The following is a 14623-nucleotide window of genomic DNA, read 5'->3' on the forward strand; positions in this document are numbered from 1 at the left end:
ATGCTCAGGCCGTCAGGCAGTACACGCGGTACGTGCCGTCCTCGACTTCCACGCCGTGGGTGTCGTGCGCGAAACCCGGGAAGCGCCGGTCATACGCCTCGAGCGCCTTCAGGTAACCGAGCACCGGGCCGCCGGCCGGCCCCGCGTTCTCGCCGGGCATCAGCAGCGGAATGCCCGGCGGATACGGCACGACGCCGGTGGCGACCGTGCGTCCGGCCAGCTCCTCGAGCGTGACCTGCTCGACACGGCCCTGCACCAGATGCTCGTACGCGCGCACCGGGCTCATCTCCGGCTTCGGCAGGATCGAGAAGGCTTCCGACATCAGCCGCGTCGTGCCGAGCTGCTCCATCGCCGCGAACATCGTGTCGGCCAGGTCCTTCAGCCCCATGCCCGCATAGCGCGAACCATGCGCCTTCGCGAGCGACGGAATCGCCATGTCGAGCGGCAGGTTCGCGTCGTAGTCGCGCTTGAAGTCGCACAGCGCGCTGACGAGCGAGCCCCACTTGCCTTTCGTGATGCCGATCGAGAACAGGAACAGGATCGTGAAGTCGGTCGTCTTCTCGACGACGATCCCGCGCGCATCGAGATACGCGGTCAGAACGCTCGCCGGAATGCCGACCGGCATCAGGCCGCCGGCCGGCGCGACACCCGGCGTGACGATCGACACCTTGATCGGATCGAGCATGCAGTAGCCGTCCTCGATGTTGCCGAAGCCGTGCCATTGCGCGCCGGGGCGCAGCACCCAGCACGACGGATCGCTCGCGAGCAGCTCGGGCGGCGCATCGTGGAACGGGAGCGTGCGGCCCGTGCGCGTCTCGAGCACGGTGTCGGGCTGCCAGCATTCGAAGAACCAGTCGCCTTTCGCGCCGAACTCGCTGTTCATCCGCGCGATCATCTGCCGGAACGCGACGGCCTCCTCGATCGACTCGTGCGTGAGCGCCGCGCCGCCGGGGCCGTCCATCATCGCGGCCGCGACGTCGTTCGACGCGATGATCGCGTAGTTCGGCGACGTCGACGCGTGCATCATGAATGTTTCGTTGAACTGGCCATGCGGGATCGGGTTGCGGCCGTCGCGCACGTGGATGTACGACGCCTGCGACAGCGCGGTCAGCAGCTTGTGCGTCGACTGCGTCGCGAACACCGTCGGGCGGTCCGCATGGTGGTCGCGCGGGTCGCCGTGCATCGCGTGGCGATCGCGGTAGAGCGGATTGAAACGCGCGTAGCCATACCAGGCCTCGTCGAAATGCAATCGATCGACGCTCGCGCCGAGCAGTTCCTCGACGCGCGCGACGTTGTAGCACAGGCCGTCATACGTCGAGTTGGTGACGATCGCATGCTTCGGCTGACGATCGGCGAGCCCTGCCGTGAGCGGGTTCGACGCGATCGCCTCGCGGATCGCCGTCTGCGTCAGGCGCTCGGACGCGATCGGCCCGATGATCCCGTAGCGGTTGCGCGTCGGCACGAGGTAGGTCGGGATCGCGCCCGACATCGTCATCGCGTGTTCGGCCGACTTGTGGCAGTTGCGGTCGCACAGCGCGATCTGGTCGCGGCTCACGCTCGCCATCAGGATGATGCGGTTCGACGTCGACGAGCCGTTCGTCACGTGATACGTGCGATGCGCGCCGAACACGCGTGCCGCGTAGCGCTCGCTCTCGCCGATCGGCCCCGAGTGGTCGAGCAGCGAACCGAGCTCGCCGACCGAGATCGACAGGTCGGAACGGAACAGCGCTTCGCCGAAGTACTCGAAGAACGCGCGGCCCACCGGCGATTTCAGGAAACCCGTGCCGCCCGTGTGGCCGGGTGTATGCCATGAGTATTCATAGACGCGCGAGAATTTCGCGAGCGCGCCGAACATCGGCGGCAGCACGGTGGCGCGATAGCGTTCGATCGCCGCATGGATGCGCCCGCCGATGAAGTCGGCGGTATCTTCGAGCAGCCACACGAAATCGTCGACCTGGCCCATCACCGCGGACGGCACCGTCGATGCGACGCTGCGGTCGGCCAGCAGGAAGATCGGCACCTTGCCGTTGCGATGGCGGACCGCGTCGACCACGGCCTCGGACGGCCCGTGGCCGTCCACGCCGAGATCCCAGTCGAGCAGCACGCACTGGATCGACGGATCGGAACGGATCAGCATGATCGCATCGTCGGCCGAGGTTGCCGTGAGCACGTCGATGTCGCGCTGCGCGAGCTCCGCGCTCAGCGTGCGGACCGCGCGCCCGGTCGCCGTTTCCTGCGTGATCTCGTCGTCGACCAGAAGCGCGCGCATGCCGAGACGACGAATGCCACCGACGGACGTATTCATGTTGTTGCCCTCGTTGTTCCGATGCTTCGTTAGTGTGATCCGTCTCACGAGCACGCGGACAGCAGGCCACGGGCCGCGGCGTGAGACGCTCGCCAATCCGGTTTGATTCGCCATCCAATTCGGAGCCGACTATGCCATAGATGCCTTTTGATGAAAAGCAGACGATTCGGTGAAACTGTCGGCCATTTTCAAATCGCATTTCACGCCCGGTTCATTTTGATGTGCATTGCAACACGCGCATTCCCGGTGATTCGATTGTTTTCATCCGGCAACCGGATCGGCGATTCCGGTCGATTGAATTCGCACGGTTTTGTTGCTACGATCGGCTGCGCCGTGCGTTGACCGGCGTCGGCTGTGCCGCGCCGCGCAAGGCTTCTCCGCACGGCGCGCCGTGCGTCATTCGGCATTCAGCATTCGCGGGAGCATTTCAATCGGCTGCGGCGCGTGCCGGATTATGCGGATTACGCGCCCATGCGAATGCGGCTCCCGTTTCAGCACATTTACGGGAGAATTCGCGTGAGCCTGTTGAAAATCGCAGTCGAGCCGGCGCTGATCGGCGCCTTCCTCACCACGCATGAACAGGTCGATGTCTATCAGACCGATTTCACGAATATCGCGGCAATCGTGGTCGGAATCGATTCGGCGCAACAGGTGCTGAAAACCGTCGAACGAACCGGGTTCGCGATTCCGTTCTTCGTCGCGGTCGAGCCCGGCCAGGAAGTGCCGCCGTCGGTCCTGCCGAGCGCGAGCGGCGTGATCCAGCTCCGTCATGGCGGCCGCCACTACTACGGCCGGCAGATCTCCGCCGCCGCCGACATCTACAGCGAGAGCCTGCTGCCGCCGTTCTTCAAGGTGATGCGCGAATACGTGCAGCGCGGCTATGTGGAGTTCGACTGCCCCGGCCACCAGGGCGGCCAGTTCTTCTCGAATCATCCGCTCGGCCGGATGTTCTTCGACTTCTTCGGCGAGACGATCTTTCGCGCCGACCTCTGCAACGCGGATGTCCGGCTCGGCGACCTGCTGATCCACGAAGGCCCCGCGCTGGAAGCGCAGCGCAATGCCGCGCGGATCTACAACGCGGACAAGACGTATTTCGTGCTGAACGGCACGTCGACGTCGAACAAGGTCGTCACGAGCGCACTGCTCGCCCCCGACGATCTCGTGCTGTTCGACCGCAACAACCACAAGTCGGTGCATCTCGGCGCGCTCGTGCTGTCGGGCGCGCGCCCGGTCTACCTCGAAACCGCGCGCAACGCGTGGGGCCTCATCGGCGGCGTCGACAGCGCGGCGCTCGACGAGGCGCGCATTCGCGACGCGATCCGCGACGTCGCGCCGGAGCGCGCCGACCGGCCGCGCCCGTTCCGGCTCGCGGTGATCCAGCTCGGCACCTACGACGGCACGATCTACAACGCGCGCGAGATCGTCGACCGGATCGGGCATCTGTGCGACTACATCCTGTTCGATTCGGCGTGGGTCGGCTACGAGCAGTTCATCCCGATGATGCAGGACTGCTCGCCGCTGATGCTCGCGCTCGGCCCCGACGATCCCGGCATCTTCGTCACGCAGTCGGTGCACAAGCAGCAGGCCGGCTTCTCGCAGACGTCGCAGATCCACAAGAAGGACAGCCACATCGAAGGCCAGAAACGCTTCTGCGATCACCGGCGCTTCAACAACGCGTACATGATCCATGCGTCGACGAGCCCGTTCTATCCGATGTTCGCGGCGCTCGACGTCAACGCGCAGATGCACGCGGGCCCGGCCGGCAAGCGCCTGTGGCGCGACTGCGTCGCGCACGGCGTCGACGCGCGCAAGCTGCTGCTCAAGACCTGCCGCCAGATCCGTCCGTTCGTGCCGCAGAACGTCGACGGCCGCCCGTGGGCCGACTACCCGACCGAGCAGATCGTCGACGACCTGCGCTTCTTCCGCTTCCACCCGGCCGACACCTGGCACGGCTTCGAGGGTTATGCGGACGACCAGTATTTCGTCGACCCGTGCAAGCTGCTGCTGACGACACCCGGCATCGATCGCGACACGCACGAGTACGCGCCGTTCGGCGCGCCGGCGCCGATCCTCGCGCGCTATCTGCGCGAGCACGGCGTCGTGCCCGAGAAGGCCGACCTGTACACGATCCTATTCCTGCTCACGCCGTCGGAAAGCTTCGGCAAGCTGCAGCACCTGGTCGCGCACCTCGCGCAGTTCGAACGGCATCTCGACCAGGACACGCCGCTGCGCGAAGCGATTCCGTCGCTGTGCGAAGCGTATCCGGAGCTGTACGGCAACATGCGCCTGCGGCAGCTGTGCCAGCGGATGCACGACTTCTACCGCAGCCACGACATGAAGCATCTGCAGAAGCTGATGTTCCGGCGCGCGCGATTTCCGAAGCAGGCGATGCTGCCGCAGGCCGCGAACGCCGAGCTGATCCGCAACAACGTCGAACTCGTCACGCTCGATCGCATCGAAGGCCGGATCGCGACGGAAGGCGCGTTGCCCTATCCGCCCGGCATCTTCTGCGTGGTGCCCGGCGAAGTCTGGGGCGGCCCGGCGCTCGACTACTTCCGCGCGCTCGAAGCCGGGATCAACGCGCTGCCGGGTTTCGAGCCGGAGATCCAGGGCGTCTATCTGCAAACGCAGCCGGACGGCACGAAACAGGCGTCGGCGTACGTGGTGGCGGCCGGCGCCGACGCGTCGAGCGCATAACCCGGCGGGCAGTGCGGCAGCTGTGCTTCGGGACTGCCGGACGGAGCGGGCATCGTGACGTGAATGCATTGCGGGCGGCGCGACGCGCACGCCCGCCCCGTCACCACGCCTGCCGGTAAATCTCGAGCGCGTCGGCCTCCGTCACCTCGCGCGGATTGTTCACGAGCAGGCGCGTCTGCAGCATCGCGTCCGATGCCATCCTCGGCAGGTCGGCCTCGCCGATACCGACCTCGCGCAGCGTGCGCGGAATGCCCGTCGCGGCGATCAGCCGGTCGATCTCGCCGATCAGCGCGTGCGTACGCGCTTCGTCGCTGCCCGTCGCCGACGGCGCGACGATCGCCGCGAGTTCCGCATACAGCGGTGCGGCGGCCGGTGCGTTGAAACGCAGCACGTGCGGCAGCACGAGCGCATTCGACAGCCCGTGCGGCACATGGAAGATCCCGCCGACCGGATAGGCCAGCGCGTGCACGGCCGCAACCGGCGCATTCGCGAACGCCTGCCCCGCGAACATCGCGCCGACCAGCATCGCCTCGCGCGCGTGGCGGTCGTGGCCGTCGTCGCACGCCGCGAGCAGGTTGCGTGACAGCAGCGTCAGCGCGTGCACGGCCAGCATGTCGGACACCGGGTTCTTCAGCCGCGCGGACGTGTAGGCCTCGATCGCATGCACCATCGCGTCGATGCCCGTCGCGGCCGTCGCCGCGCGCGGCAGGCCGAGCGTCAGTTCGGCGTCGAGGATCGCGACATCGGCGAACAGGTGCGGCGACACGACGCCCATCTTGCGTGCCTCGCCGACCGTGACGATCGACACGGCCGTCACTTCGGAGCCCGTGCCGGCCGTCGTCGGCATCTGCACGAGCGGCAGCCGCGCGCTCGTGACCTTGTCGACGCCGTACATGTCGGCCAGCGCCTGCTGCCCCGTCGCGAGCACCGCGATCAGCTTCGCGACGTCCATCGACGATCCGCCGCCCAGGCCGAGCACGATCTCGGCATCGGCCGCGACGGCCCGCTCGGTCGCGTCCAGCACCACGTGCTCGGGCGGATCGGCGATCACGTCGTCGATCACGGTGACCTGCCAGCCGTGCGCGGCGAGGCTCTCCAGCGCCGGCGCGAGCACGCCGCTGCGATGCAGGAACGCATCGGTGACGACGCACAGCCGCACGAGCGCCGGAAAGCGTTCACGCAACAACGCGCCGAGCCGGCGCGCGGCGCCGAATTCGACGACCTGCGTCGGCACGGTGCGGAATTGAAACGGGTTCATCAGGCACCTCCCGGCGACGTCGCCGTGCCGGTGTCCGGCTGCACCATGAAGCGCAACACGTCGCGGCGATCGAGCAACGGAAAGATCGCGCCGACACCGATCCGCTGGAAATGCGGCGTGTCCCGATGCACGTCGAGGCCGTCCGCGTAGCGGTAGCGTTCGAGGATCACGATGTGGTCGGGGTCCTCCGCCGACCGGAAATACGCGTAGTCGAGGTTCTGCGGCTCGGTGCGCGTCGCCGGCGCGAGTTCCGCGAGCAGTTCGAGCACGCGGTCGCCGTTGCCGGGTTTGGCGAAGAAATGCGCGATGACCTGCAGGTAGGGTTCGTTCATGTTGCGCTCCGTGTTCGACTGGGGGCCGTCACGACGGGGACGCACACGATGCGCGGCGAACCGGGGGATTCGAACGCGACGGCGCAACGCCGTGTCACTGGCTTGTCGTCGCATTGTATTGAATCCGCACGGTCTTCGCAGAGCCGGCATCGGGCCGCAAAAGGCCCGGCGAATCCCGTGCCCCGTTCACGGCACGGCGGATCGCAACGGGCCGCCACCCGCGCGCTGCATCGCCGCGACGATTACCACGGCACCGTCCGCCCCAGATAGTCGAGATACTCGAGCCCCGGGCGCGCCCGCTTGGCGACCAGCACGTCGACGAGGCTCGGCACGCTTTCCTCGATCGTCAGGCGCGCATCCGGCCCGCCCAGCTCCGTGCGGACCCAGCCGGGTGCCATCAGCACCATCGCACGCCGCGTATCGGCCTGGCGCGCCGCGAAGCTGCGCATGAACTGGTTCAGCGCGGCCTTGCTGCCGCGATAGACCTCGCGCATCCCGCTGACGTTGTTCGCGACGCTGCCCTGCCCCGACGACATCGCACCGATCAGGCCGTCCGCGGTCACGCGATCCTGCAGCGTCTCGATCACGCGCATCGGCGCCAGCGCATTCGTGACCATCACGCGCACGAACTCGTCGGTCGTCACTTCGCCGATCGTTTCGGTCGGCTCGTTCGTCGTTCCCGCATTCACGAACAGCATGTCGAAGCGCCGGCCCGACAGCCGCTCGCGCAGCGCCGCCAGTTGCGCCGGCTCGCAGATGTCGAGCGTCTCGATGTCGAGCCGGCCGTCGAACCGGTCGGCAAGATCGTGCAGCCGCGTGCGCCCCGCGCCTTCCCGCACGGTGCCCGTGACGCTCCAGCCCTTGCTCAGGAATTGCTCCGCCATCGCGAGCCCGAGGCCGCGCGAGGCCGCGACGAGCAGGATCGTCGGTGCGTTTTTACTCGATACAGTCGATTGCATGGTGTCCGCCTTTGCCGGGTTGCGTCATGCAGCCACTATAGGTGTGCATCACGACAGGCACCAGACGCACCCGACTCAAAGCATAGTTGCACCGAACGCCATGTCATGTCGTGCCGTGGCGTATCCTGTCGCCATGGAAGACATCGACCTGAACCTCGTCACCGCGCTCGACGTGCTGCTGTCGGAAGGCAGCGTGACCGGCGCCGCGCGCCGGCTCGGCCTGAGCACGTCCGCGATGAGCCGCACGCTCACGCGGCTGCGGATGTCCACCGGCGATCAGCTGCTCGTGCGCGCCGGGCGCAAGCTCGTGCCGACGCCGCACGCAGCCGCGTTGCGCGACCGCGTGCACGCGATCGCAACCGATGCGCGCGCGGTGCTGCGGCCGGCGACGGCCGACGTGGATCTGGCGACGCACGCGTCCACGTTCACCATCCGCGCGGCCGCATCGTTCATGGAAATGCTGTCCGGCCCGGTGGTCGCCGCACTCGGCGAAATCGCGCCGCAGGTGCGCATCCGCTTCGTCCCGAAACCCGACCGCGATCCGCAAGCGCTGCGCGACGGCGCCGTCGATCTGGAAATCGGCAAACGCGGCGACGATGCCCCCGAACTGCACACACGCATGCTGTTTCACGACTGGCACGTCGCGGTGGCACGCGCCGGGCATCCGCTGTTCGCATCGGGCAGGATCACGCCCGCGCGTTATGCGGCCTGCCGTCACGTGATCGCGTCGCAGCTCGGCGATTTCGGCGGGCCGGCCGACGACCCGGCCGACAGGGCCGGCCAGGGCGACACCGTGCACGTCGTCGTACCGGGCTACCCCGATGCGATGCGTGTCGCGGCCAGCACCGACCTGATCGCGCTCGTGCCGCGCTCGAGCCTCGGCAACGCGTTCTCGCCGGGGCTCACGGACGCCCTCGGGCTGCGCAGCTTCGAGATCCCGGTGCGCCTGCCCGGGATCCTCGTTTCCGCGCTGTGGCATCCGCGCATGCACGGCGACCCCGTGCATCGCCGCCTGCGCGATGCGGTCATCGCCGTCTGCCAGCGCGCGTATCCGGATTCCCGCACACCGCACACATCGCACACATCGCACACATCACGCCCGCCGGCGCGCCGCACCGGCCCGCGCGCCGCAGGCTGACACGCAGTTCAGACCAGCCGGCCGCCGCCGTCGATGTGCAGGATCTCGCCATTCATGAAGCCGTTGCCCAGCAGGAACGCGATCGCCTCCCCCACTTCATCGGCGCGCCCGACCCGGCCGCCGGGCAAAGCCGACGCCGCACCCGCGAGAATCGTGTCGCGCGCTTCCGCGCCGAACGCGTCGTACAGCGGCGTCTCGACGAAGCCGGGCGCGACGACGTTCACGCGAACCGGCTTCAGTTCCAGCGCGAGCGACTGCGCCAGCGCCTCGACGCCACGCACGGCGGCGGCTATGACGGACGTGCCGTGCGCGGCCGGACGATCCGACAGTTGTCCGCCGGTCAGCACGATCGAGCCGGTCGCCGGCATCAGCGGCAACGCGGCCCGGATCGCGTAGACCGGCCCGGCGATACGTTCCTGCAGCGCGGCGAGCAGGTGATCGGGATCGGTCTCGTTCAGCTTGCCCGCAATGAACCGGCCGGCCGTGACGACCAGGTGATCGACGCGCGTGAGCGAGTCGAATACGGCCTGCACCGCCTGCCGGTCCGCGATGTCGGCCACCGCGATGCGCGCGCCGCCGATCGCTTGCGCGGCGGCCTCGAGCTTCGCGCGGGTCCGGCCGACCAACGTGACGCTCGCGCCTTTCGCCTTCGCGGCGGCCGCGGCCTCGAGGCCGATTCCGGAGCTTCCGCCGAATACCACGACGTGCGCACCGTCCAGTGCCGAAGATTGCGTTGCCTCGTTCATGTCGACTCCTCGTCAGGGATTGAAGGTTCGCGAACGTTAGGTCATTCTCCATTGCGCAGGAACGTGGGAGACTTGAATAAGGTTCATTCCCAAAAGGAATAAGATGGAATCGCTGCGATCCATGCGCGTGTTCGTCCGCGCCATCGAGCTCGGCAATTTCTCGGCGGTCGCGCGCGAGGAAGACACCGGCCAGCCGACGATCAGCAAGATCGTCGCCGCGTTCGAAAAGGAACTGGGCGTCCGCCTGCTCGAACGCTCGACCACAAGCCTCGCGCCCACCGACGAAGGCCGCCGGTTCTACGACCGCTGCAAGCGCGTGATCGACGAATACGCGAGCGCGGTGGCCGAGGTGCGCGGGCAAACGGTGCGGCCGGTCGGCAAGCTGGTCGTCAATGCGCCGCTGGGGCTGGGCGAGCTAAGGCTGAATGCGCTCGTGCTCGAATTCCTCGCCGCATGGCCGGAGATCGAGGTCGAGCTGCAATTGACCGACCGTGTGATCGACTTGGTCGAAGAAGGCGTCGATGTCGCCATCCGCCTCGGCCACCTGCTGCCGCCGGATGCCGTGGCGCGCCCCATCGCATCGTCGCCCCGCCTGCTGGTCGCCACGCCGAAGTACGTCGCGCAGGCACCGAGGCTCCGCCGGCCGGAAGACCTGGCGCGGCACGAGTACGTCGGCTACGCACGCGCGGACATCGGCAACGAACTGGCATTCGCCCGCGGCGACGAGCAGGTCGCCGTTCCGGTGCGCGGCCGGTATCGCGTAAACAGCTCGATGGCGCTGCGGGAATGCTTTCTCGCCGGGAACTCGGTGGGCAGCGGGCCGGCGTGGCTGGTTCAGGACCTGATCGACAGCGGGCAACTCGTCCGGTTGCTGCCGAAGTGGGACATGGTGCCGCCGCATGCGCTGCACCTCGTGTATGCGTCGCGCCGGTATCTGCCGCTCAGGACCCGCACGTTCCTGCAGTTCATGGAGCAGCGGATTCCCGGGCTGCCCGGGTTCCATGCGACGACCGCCGCGACCGCCAACCCGGCCGCGCGCGCATCGCGGCAGCCCCGCTGACCGGCGGGCGTCGCGGTCACGGCCGGCCCGGGTGCCGATCCGCCACCGTTTTCCCGATCCGCCGGATTCCCGCTATTGCGGCGCCCCCGGCGGCGGCGGCAGGCCGTTCGGCTAAAATGCCGCACTTTCCACCTTGTCCGGCCCGCTCGCCATGCAACCCGCCTCCTCCGCCCAACCCGCCGCCCATGGCGCCGACGCCGCAGATGCGGCCCGCGACCTCGTCTACGGCCCGAACGACCGGCCGGCGCCGATGGTCGCCTTCGTCGCAGCGCTGCAGCACCTGCTGGCGATCATCGTGCCGATCGTCACGCCCGGCCTGCTGATCTGCCAGGCGCTCGGCGTGTCCAGCCGCGATACGACCCTCATCGTGTCGATGTCGCTGGTGATTTCCGGCATCGCCACCTTCGTCCAGTGCAAGCGCTTCGGCCCGCTGGGCGCCGGCCTGCTGATCGTCCAGGGCACGAGCTTCAACTTCGTCGGCCCGCTGATCGCCGGCGGCAGCCTGATGGTCAAGCAAGGCACGCCGGTCGAAACCGTGATGGCCGCGATCTTCGGCGTCGTGATTGCGGGGTCGTTCGTCGAAATGGGCGTGTCGCGCATCCTGCCGTTCGTGAAGCGCCTGATCACGCCGCTCGTCACCGGCATCGTCGTGCTGCTGATCGGCCTCACGCTGATCAAGGTCGGCCTCATCAGCATGGGCGGGGGCTTCGGCGCGATGGCCAACGGCACCTTCGCGAGCGCGGAGAACCTGACGCTGTCGGGCCTCGTGCTCGGCACGATCATCCTGCTGAACCGCGTGCCGATCGTGTGGGTGCGCAGCACCGCGCTCGTCATCGCACTCGTCATCGGTTATCTCGCGGCCGCGTTCCTCGGCCGCCTCGACTTCACCGGCATGCACCAGGCCGCGCTGTTCCAGGTCCCGACGCCGCTGCACTTCGGCATCGGCTTCTCGTGGTCGCTGTTCGTGCCGATGCTGATCATCTACCTCGTCACGTCGCTCGAAGCGATCGGCGACGTCACGGCCACCAGCAAGATCTCGAACGAGCCGGTCGAAGGCCCGGTGTGGATGCAGCGGATCAAGGGCGGCGTGCTCGTCAACGGCGCGAACTCGCTGCTGGCCGGTGTGTTCAATACGTTTCCGAGCTCGGTGTTCGCGCAGAACAACGGCGTGATCCAGATCACCGGCGTCGCCAGCCGCCACGTCGGCATCTGGATCGCGGGGATGCTCGTGGTGCTCGGCCTGTTCCCGGTCGTCGCCGGCGTGCTGCAGGCCGTGCCGGAACCCGTGCTCGGCGGCGCGGCGATGGTGATGTTCGGCGCGGTGGCCGCATCGGGCATCAACATCCTCGCGGGCGTCCACCTCGATCGCCGCGCGCTGCTGATCATCGCGGTGTCGCTCGCGCTCGGCCTCGGCGTGTCGCAAGTGCCGGACATCCTCAACAGCCTGCCGCACGCGCTGAAGAACGTGCTGGAATCGGGCGTGGCGACGGGCGGCATCTGCGCGCTCGTGATGAACTGGTTCCTGCCGGAAAAGAAGTAAGCGGATGATCCGCACGACGCGCGGTGCGCCTGACGGGCCGCACCGTGTGTCGTACCGGCCGGCACCCGCGGCGCCCGGTGCGGGCAACGCGATCGGCGTATCGCCAACCGGCCGACTCCGCTCGCGCCACCCGTTGCCCCGATTCCACGCTGCGCCGCGTCGCGCCTGGAACCGCCCGTCCGCTATCGCCGGCATCACCGGTTCCCGCACGAACGCGGCATCGGACAATTGCAGCAGCGTACGCACGACAGCCGCCACGTCGTGAACCGGCACCAGCGCGCCATCGCAAGGGCGTCCGGCGCGGCACACGCCACACGTCACACGCCACGAGACGCGCACGCCGAACTGCGCTTTCGACGCGCCCCGGGGTTATCGACCCCGTGTGGGCGGCGATCAAAGGTCAAACCCGGTCACGCCGCCTTGGCCGATCGATTTGTGCTGGTTAGAATCACGACATGCCCCGAGCCCCCGCCCCCGACAACGCCCCCGAGACGCCCGCCGTCCCCGTCAAGGAACGCGCGACCGTCGTCTGCTACCGCGGTGAACGAGTCCTGCTCGTCGCCCGCGCGGCGTCGCGCTGGGCCCTTCCCGGCGGCACGATCAAGCGCGGGGAATCGCCGCTCGAAGCCGCGCATCGCGAGTTGTCCGAAGAAACCGGCATAACCGGCCAGACTCTCGTCTATTCGATGCAGTTCACCGGGCTCGCAAAGATCCATCATGTGTTCTTCGCGGAAGTCGGTCTGGACCAGACGCCGCAAGCGAACAACGAGATCGAGAAATGCAAGTGGTTTCCGATCGACGGCGTCGACGGATTGCGCGCAAGCATTCCGACGAAGCGAATCGTCGAACTCGTCCATCAACACGAAATCCGCAAGGCGTAGCGCGCGACAGACGAGAGCATGCGTCGGCCGGCGGCCGGATCGAGTCGCTGGTCGTGAACCCGCGACGCACGACCGCTCAGTGCATGCGCTTCCTGCGCAATTCGCGCGTGGAATAGACGACGACGAAGATGCCCAGCATCGCGGCACCGGACGCCATGAAGTCGTTTGCGCTACCCGAACCGTGCAGGGACGTCGGGAATATGCCGAGACTCAATCCTGCGGCCGCGAGAAGCAATCCTGCAGCCACGCCCCAGATCGGCCCGGCGGTCTTGTCGATTTTATTTTTCATGCAGCACCCGTCTACAGTCATTACCTGAACGGTATCGGCCAAGCACGCCGCGTCTACCTTCAGTGATTCCACTATAGCCCGGAAAAAAATCATTGAAGCTTTAGTGCTTCTACCGATCAAGTTTTATCGATCGCGGCCGCCCGGGCGGGCTGTTGTGAACGATGCCGCTCCGGATTGCAGTCCCGGTGTTCCGGGAACGTGCCCGGTATCGCCGACGTCGGCATGCACACCTCCGCGAGTGGCCGGAATGGATCGGCAATCCGGCTCGGCCGAGCCGGCGCCGGCCACCGAAGAACGCATATGCCGCACGCCCATATGCATTCCACGATCGCTTGTTTTACCGCACAACGTCGCGGCGCTAAGCTCGGAACCCGCCGTCGACTTCCCAATGGCTTCCCCGCCTCCGCCCACCATGCCGAACTCCGCCGAACAGGCCGCCGACTGGCTGCTCTCCGGACTCGAACTGCGCAGCACGCTGTTTCACGTGGGCCGGTATTGCGGCGTCTATCGCGCATCGACGGCCGGCCATCAGCGCGCGAGCTTCCACCTCGTGCTCGAAGGCGCATGCTGGTTGCACCTGCCCGCCCGGAACGGCCGTGCCGCGCACAGCACGCGCCTCGTCGCCGGCGACGCGGTGTTCCTGATGCACGACATGACGCATTGCCTGACGCCCGACGCGGTTGCGCCGTCCGACGACGAATACACGGTACGGATCGGCACGATGACGCCGCTTGCCGAGCCTGCGTCGTCACCGGGCGACGTCGCGCTGGCATGCGGTTTCTTCGAGTTTCGTTCCGATCTCGGCGACGCGATCGCCGGCCTGTTGCCCGACCACCTCCTGGCGCGCCACGACGACGCGAAGCTGGCGGGCGCACGCACGCTGTTCGACCTGATCCGCACCGAAGCGGCGCGTGCCCAGGATGCACCGTCGCCGCTCGTCAATCGTCTGACGGATGCGCTGTTCTTCTATGCACTGCGTGCCGTCGCGAGCAGCGACGATTTTGCGCCGGGCCTGTGGTCGGTCATGCGGCGCGCCGAATTTACGCCGCTCGTCGGCGCGATCATCGAGAAACCCGGCGACGACTGGACCACGCACACGATGGCCGCGTTTTGCCACATGTCCCGCGCGCGCTTCTGCAAGCAGTTCGCGCAGGCATGCGGACAGCCGCCTGCGCAGTTCCTTGCGCTGCTGCGCATGAAGGTCGCGGCCGAGATGCTGCGGCAGGGAGCATCCACGCTCAGCACGGCCGAGCATGTCGGCTATCAGTCGGAATCCGCCTTTGCGCAGGCATTCAAGCGCGTCACCGGCCTGCCGCCCGGCACCTGCCGCCGCGCCCCGGAGCGCACCGGCGCGACACCCGTGCATTGACGCGAGACAAACGCGCATGAAACAGAGACGGCCGCGCATTGCCGGCTCG

At 67.6% G+C, this 14623-nt stretch carries 12 protein-coding genes; 6 read left to right on the forward strand and 6 right to left on the reverse strand.

All coding sequences use genetic code 11. The annotated features are described in order from the left end of the window. Positions 1 to 4: 4 nt before the first annotated feature. Positions 5 to 2305: an Orn/Lys/Arg family decarboxylase gene (locus PQB87_RS28405; protein WP_059684297.1), complete on the reverse strand. Its 2301-nt coding sequence runs from the start codon at positions 2303 to 2305 to the stop codon at positions 5 to 7. A 516-nt stretch (positions 2306 to 2821) separates the two neighbouring features. Here PQB87_RS28405 and PQB87_RS28410 point away from each other — a divergent pair. Then, positions 2822 to 5002, forward strand: a complete 2181-nt coding sequence (locus PQB87_RS28410; RefSeq protein ID WP_181523113.1) for an ornithine decarboxylase — start codon at positions 2822 to 2824, stop codon at positions 5000 to 5002. A gap of 100 nt (positions 5003 to 5102) precedes the next feature. On the opposite strand, the gene PQB87_RS28415 is transcribed toward PQB87_RS28410, so the two are convergent. The 3 genes from PQB87_RS28415 to PQB87_RS28425 all read right to left on the reverse strand — a co-directional run bounded on the left by PQB87_RS28415 (position 5103) and on the right by PQB87_RS28425 (position 7551). After that, a complete protein-coding gene (locus PQB87_RS28415) occupies positions 5103 to 6260 on the reverse strand; it encodes an iron-containing alcohol dehydrogenase (RefSeq protein WP_060279550.1) in 1158 nt (385 codons plus the stop codon). Beyond that, positions 6260 to 6592 carry a putative quinol monooxygenase gene (locus PQB87_RS28420; protein WP_048026491.1) on the reverse strand — a complete coding sequence of 111 codons (333 nt, stop codon included), beginning with the start codon at positions 6590 to 6592 and terminating at the stop codon, positions 6260 to 6262. The genes PQB87_RS28415 and PQB87_RS28420 overlap by 1 nt, the downstream gene beginning before the upstream one ends. 242 nt (positions 6593 to 6834) lie before the next feature. Continuing rightward, entirely contained in the window at positions 6835 to 7551 is a 717-nt protein-coding gene (locus tag PQB87_RS28425) for an SDR family oxidoreductase (RefSeq protein WP_489243048.1), read from the reverse strand. Between the two features lie 133 nt (positions 7552 to 7684). On the opposite strand from PQB87_RS28425, the gene PQB87_RS28430 reads away from it, so the two are divergent. Further along, on the forward strand, positions 7685 to 8689 hold the full coding sequence (locus PQB87_RS28430; RefSeq protein ID WP_489243049.1) for a LysR family transcriptional regulator: 1005 nt from the start codon (positions 7685 to 7687) through the stop codon (positions 8687 to 8689). A gap of 8 nt (positions 8690 to 8697) precedes the next feature. On the opposite strand, the gene PQB87_RS28435 is transcribed toward PQB87_RS28430, so the two are convergent. After that, positions 8698 to 9435, reverse strand: coding sequence for an SDR family oxidoreductase (locus tag PQB87_RS28435; protein WP_060065567.1), 738 nt, complete (start codon positions 9433 to 9435; stop codon positions 8698 to 8700). Between the two features lie 103 nt (positions 9436 to 9538). Here PQB87_RS28435 and PQB87_RS28440 point away from each other — a divergent pair, with 103 nt between their 5' ends. The 3 genes from PQB87_RS28440 to PQB87_RS28450 all read left to right on the forward strand — a co-directional run bounded on the left by PQB87_RS28440 (position 9539) and on the right by PQB87_RS28450 (position 12916). Beyond that, positions 9539 to 10495, forward strand: a complete 957-nt coding sequence (locus tag PQB87_RS28440) for a LysR family transcriptional regulator (protein WP_489243050.1) — start codon at positions 9539 to 9541, stop codon at positions 10493 to 10495. A 151-nt stretch (positions 10496 to 10646) separates the two neighbouring features. Further along, complete coding sequence (locus tag PQB87_RS28445) at positions 10647 to 12035, forward strand: nucleobase:cation symporter-2 family protein (RefSeq protein WP_489243051.1); 1389 nt, start codon at positions 10647 to 10649, stop codon at positions 12033 to 12035. Between the two features lie 455 nt (positions 12036 to 12490). Then, a complete protein-coding gene (locus PQB87_RS28450) occupies positions 12491 to 12916 on the forward strand; it encodes an NUDIX hydrolase (protein ID WP_489243052.1) in 426 nt (141 codons plus the stop codon). A gap of 76 nt (positions 12917 to 12992) precedes the next feature. On the opposite strand, the gene PQB87_RS28455 is transcribed toward PQB87_RS28450, so the two are convergent. After that, positions 12993 to 13205, reverse strand: coding sequence for a hypothetical protein (locus tag PQB87_RS28455; RefSeq protein WP_059684698.1), 213 nt, complete (start codon positions 13203 to 13205; stop codon positions 12993 to 12995). Positions 13206 to 13593: 388 nt separating this feature from the next. Between PQB87_RS28455 and PQB87_RS28460 the strand changes: the two genes are divergently transcribed. After that, complete coding sequence (locus tag PQB87_RS28460) at positions 13594 to 14574, forward strand: AraC family transcriptional regulator (protein WP_230945299.1); 981 nt, start codon at positions 13594 to 13596, stop codon at positions 14572 to 14574. Positions 14575 to 14623: the final 49 nt, after the last annotated feature.

Source organism: Burkholderia sp. KL41, assembly GCF_057005415.2.

Coding starts and splice junctions, on each gene's coding strand:
- PQB87_RS28405 (WP_059684297.1), bottom strand. CDS start 2,305: ATGAATACGTCCGTCGGTGGCATTCGTCGTCTCGGCATGCGCGCGCTT.
- PQB87_RS28415 (WP_060279550.1), bottom strand. CDS start 6,260: ATGAACCCGTTTCAATTCCGCACCGTGCCGACGCAGGTCGTCGAATTC.
- PQB87_RS28420 (WP_048026491.1), bottom strand. CDS start 6,592: ATGAACGAACCCTACCTGCAGGTCATCGCGCATTTCTTCGCCAAACCC.
- PQB87_RS28425 (WP_489243048.1), bottom strand. CDS start 7,551: ATGCAATCGACTGTATCGAGTAAAAACGCACCGACGATCCTGCTCGTC.
- PQB87_RS28430 (WP_489243049.1), top strand. CDS start 7,685: ATGGAAGACATCGACCTGAACCTCGTCACCGCGCTCGACGTGCTGCTG.
- PQB87_RS28435 (WP_060065567.1), bottom strand. CDS start 9,435: ATGAACGAGGCAACGCAATCTTCGGCACTGGACGGTGCGCACGTCGTG.
- PQB87_RS28440 (WP_489243050.1), top strand. CDS start 9,539: ATGGAATCGCTGCGATCCATGCGCGTGTTCGTCCGCGCCATCGAGCTC.
- PQB87_RS28445 (WP_489243051.1), top strand. CDS start 10,647: ATGCAACCCGCCTCCTCCGCCCAACCCGCCGCCCATGGCGCCGACGCC.
- PQB87_RS28450 (WP_489243052.1), top strand. CDS start 12,491: ATGCCCCGAGCCCCCGCCCCCGACAACGCCCCCGAGACGCCCGCCGTC.
- PQB87_RS28455 (WP_059684698.1), bottom strand. CDS start 13,205: ATGAAAAATAAAATCGACAAGACCGCCGGGCCGATCTGGGGCGTGGCT.
- PQB87_RS28460 (WP_230945299.1), top strand. CDS start 13,594: ATGGCTTCCCCGCCTCCGCCCACCATGCCGAACTCCGCCGAACAGGCC.